Below are 3,168 nucleotides of genomic sequence, written 5' to 3'. Positions count from 1 at the left end.
GAAGCACGGCGCCGACCGGACCCTGCTCGAAGCCGCCACGCACCGCGTCCGGATCCCCATGCATGGCAAGGCGAACAGTCTCAACGTCGCCGCGTCGGCCGCGATCGTGCTCTACGAGGCGGTTCGTCAACGCGACGCGCGCTGACCCGACACGGCCTCGAGGAGCCCGCGGGACGGCATACGAGATGACAGTCAGGTTTCGTTCGTGTGACGCGTGTGACGAGCCCGCCAGAGAGGGGGAGGGTGGGTCAGAAGCACCCCTTGGCGTGTGTCACGATGTTCTGTATGCGAGTTGACCACGTCTCTTATGCAGCGGAGGCTGGTGGCCTCAAGGCCACGGCCGCCCGACTGTCCGACCTCATCGGCGTCGCGCCGGTCGACGGAGGGGTGCATCCCCGGTTCGGCACGCGCAACGTGATCTTCCCCCTGGCCAAGGACCACTACCTCGAGGTCGTCGAGGTGCTCGACCACCCGGCCTCCGACAAGGCGCCCTTCGGTCAGGCCGTCCGTGCCGCCTCCGAGGCGGGCGGCGGCTGGCTCGGCTGGGTCGTCGCCGTCGACGACATCACCAAGGTCGAGCAGCGGCTCGGTCGCGAGGCCGTCCTGGGCAACCGGCACCGCCCCGACGGCACCGAGCTCAAGTGGCGACAGCTCGGCATCAAGGGCCTCATGGCGGACCCGCAGGTCCCCTACTTCATCGAGTGGGATGACATGACGGTGCACCCCTCGGCAGGCGCCGACACGTCGGTCTCGATCGACAACCTCCAGATCGCCGGTGACCCCAAGCGCGTGCGCGCGTGGCTCGGCCCGGAGGACACCTTCGACAAGGGCGGCATCGACTTCACCTTCGTCGCCCCCCACGGCACCCCCGGCCTGTTGTCGGTCACCTTCGACACCCCCGGCGGCAAGGTCACCATCTGACCGACTCTCCAACTCGCACGCGAAACGGCGGTCACCCCTGTGGGGTGGTCGCCGTTCTCGTCGTTCCGAGGGCGTATGCCGTCCGGTCGCGGTCGCGGCCAGCCGGGGTCAGTCGGGGTCAGTCGAGGGGCCGGCCCGTCGATGCCGCGAGGGTCCGCCGCGCGATGACCGTCCCGGCGGCGCCGACGACGACGGCGACGAGCACGGCGGTCAGGGGCGGCGAGGGCGGGAGGCCCCACCCCGTCAGGGTCGTCGACAGCGACAGCTCGAACACCTGGAGCCCGTCGACCAGCAGCTCCTTCACGTCGGCGCCGCGCACGGGCGTGCCGCGCAGGGCCTCGAGGACGTAGCGGGCGGCGGTCAGAGCGGCCGCCGTGAGGGCGAGCAGGGCGAGGGCGCACACCCACGCGACCACCCGGACCACGAGCCGGCTGCCGATCGTGGCGGCGAGCAGCGCTCCGACCACGACGCCCGAGAGCGCGGCGAGGACCGTCGGCAGCCATGTCGGTGGTGCGGTCTCGCGCACGGTGCCGAGCGCGAGCTGGCCGAGCCAGTCGGCGCCGACCACGGCGACGGGGGCGGCCGCGACGGCCCGCAGCGCCGGACCGCCGAGCGAGATCGCGAGGCCGAGGACGAGACCGGCGACGCCGCCGGCGACCGTGAGGGCGACGAAGGCGAGGCGGACCTGGTCGGCGGTCCTGCCGGAGCCGCCGAGGTCCGGGTCGGGTGCCAGCGCCTGGGCGACCGACCATCCTGTGGCGAGGGCGGCGCCGAGCGTCGCGAGGGCTGCGAGGCCGAGGCGCAGCCTGCGCCGATCCGTGCTCCACAGCGGCGCGCAGCCGGCGAAGACGCCAGCCATCACGGCGACGGCGAGCAGGAGCATGAGCAGCTGGTGGTGAAAGGGCAGCAGGGCGCTGCGCAGGTCGTTGCGCGGGTTCCACGGGGTGCCGAACGTCCCCTGGCTGGACCGGCGGACGAGCCACGGCAACAGCCCGAAGAACCATCCGACGACGGCGAAGAGGGCCACCGGCCACGGGTTGGAGCGGACGCCACGCCTGTGGTGCTCGTCCGCGGCCGCCGCCCGCGGCGCCTCTGTCGTCGACGTCATCGTCGAACCTCCCCCGTCCTGGGTTGCCGAGTCGTCCGGCACCCGGGTCATCCTGCCATCGGCGTCAGCCGGTCACCGAGTCCAGCGCTTGAGGCGCAGGGAGTTGCTGACGACGAGCACCGACGACAGCGCCATGGTCGCCCCGGCGATCATCGGGTTGAGCAGGCCGAACGCGGCGAGCGGGATGGCCGCCGTGTTGTAGCCGAACGCCCAGGCCAGGTTCTGCTTGATGATGCGCAGCGTCTCGCGCGAGAGGCCGATCGCGTCGCCGACGGCGTCGAGGTCGGGGCGCACGAGGACGATGTCGGCCGAGTCCATCGCGACGTCGGTGCCCGAGCCCATGGCCAGACCGAGGTCGGCCTGGGCGAGGGCGGCCGCGTCGTTGACCCCGTCGCCGACCATGGCCACGACGCGGCCCGACTGCTGCAGCTCGGTGACGACCTCGTGCTTCTGCGCGGGCAGCACGTCGGCGCGCACGTTGGAGGCGTCGATGCCGACCTGCTCGGCGACGCTGCGCGCGTTGGAGGCGCTGTCGCCCGTGAGCAGGTACGGGGTGAGACCGAGCTCCCGCAGGCGGGCGATGGCAGCCTTCGACGAGTCGCGCACCGTGTCCTCGACGGTGAGCGCAGCCTGTGCGACGCCGTCCCAGCCGACGAAGACCGTGGTGCCGGCGTTGCTGCGCGCGTGCTCGAGCAGCTCGGGGGCCACGCCCTCGAAGAGGACGGCCTTGCCGACCGTGACCTCGGTGGTCTTGATGCGTGCGGTCGCGCCCTCGCCGGGGTTGGCCTGGAAGTCGTGGATGCGTGGCAGCTCGAGGCGCGCCAGGCGGGCCCCGTCGACGACGGCGCGGGCGACGGGGTGCTCGCTGCCCTGCTCGACGGCCGCGGCCGCGGTAAGAGCAGCCGTCTTCGACAGGCTCCCGCGGACGGCGATGCTGCGCAGGCGCAGCTCCCCGGTGGTGATGGTGCCCGTCTTGTCGAGCACGACGGTGTCGACGCGACGGGTGTCCTCGAGCACCYGCGGGCCCTTGATGAGGGTGCCGAGCTGAGCGCCCCGGCCGGTGCCGACGAGCAGGGCCGTCGGCGTCGCGAGACCGAGCGCGCAGGGGCAGGCGATGATGAGGACCGTCACCGCGACGG

Annotated in this window: 4 protein-coding genes; 2 read left to right on the top strand and 2 right to left on the bottom strand. The window is 72.7% G+C overall.

The window, feature by feature from the left end:
- On the top strand, positions 1-145 hold a 145-nt coding region (locus tag AC1DP0_RS20105; RefSeq protein ID WP_478088024.1), incomplete at its 5' end, for a TrmH family RNA methyltransferase.
- A gap of 140 nt (positions 146-285) precedes the next feature.
- Positions 286-921 (top strand): VOC family protein, encoded by a 636-nt coding sequence (locus AC1DP0_RS20100; RefSeq protein ID WP_478088022.1) that lies wholly within the window; start codon positions 286-288, stop codon positions 919-921.
- Between the two features lie 118 nt (positions 922-1,039).
- Here the strand turns inward: AC1DP0_RS20100 and AC1DP0_RS20095 are convergent, their stop codons facing one another.
- Both AC1DP0_RS20095 and AC1DP0_RS20090 read right to left on the bottom strand, forming a co-directional pair.
- Complete coding sequence (locus AC1DP0_RS20095; protein WP_478088020.1) at positions 1,040-2,029, bottom strand: hypothetical protein; 990 nt, start codon at positions 2,027-2,029, stop codon at positions 1,040-1,042.
- A gap of 72 nt (positions 2,030-2,101) precedes the next feature.
- Positions 2,102-3,168: heavy metal translocating P-type ATPase (locus AC1DP0_RS20090; RefSeq protein ID WP_478088018.1), on the bottom strand; the 1,067-nt coding region annotated here is incomplete at its 5' end.

This window comes from Terrabacter sp. P5_B1 (assembly GCF_056400505.1).
This window is presented reverse-complemented; position numbering and strand designations above follow the sequence as displayed.